Origin of the sequence: Bacillus cereus group sp. BfR-BA-01523, from assembly GCF_022662615.1 — a bacterium.
Lineage (GTDB): Bacteria > Bacillota > Bacilli > Bacillales > Bacillaceae_G > Bacillus_A > Bacillus_A mycoides.
Map to the genome: position 1 here is coordinate 1 of NZ_JAKUDX010000040.1, position 334 is coordinate 334.

The window sequence follows — 334 nt, forward strand, 5'->3', positions numbered from 1 at the left end:
TAGTAAGATCCCTGAAAGATGATCAGGTTGATAGGTTCGAGGTGGAAGCATGGTGACATGTGGAGCTGACGAATACTAATAGATCGAGGACTTAACCATATAATATGAAGCGCTGTTATCTAGTTTTGAAAGAATATAAAAAACTTATTGACTTTCAAAAGTAAATAAGTTATAATAATTCTTGTCTTAAATGAATACAGTCTGGTAATGATGGCAGAGAGGCCACACCCGTTCCCATACCGAACACGGAAGTTAAGCTCTCTAGCGCCGATGGTAGTTGGGACCTTGTCCCTGTGAGAGTAGGACGTTGCCAGGCAATTCGGAGGATTAGCTC

The 334-nt window shown here is 41.3% G+C and carries 2 rRNA genes; both read left to right on the forward strand.

From position 1 onward, the window contains the following. A 23S ribosomal RNA gene (locus MR066_RS27065) occupies positions 1 to 99 on the forward strand; the annotation flags it as partial. A gap of 101 nt (positions 100 to 200) precedes the next feature. After that, positions 201 to 316: ribosomal RNA gene (gene rrf, locus MR066_RS27070) — 5S ribosomal RNA — on the forward strand. Positions 317 to 334 lie beyond the last annotated feature (18 nt).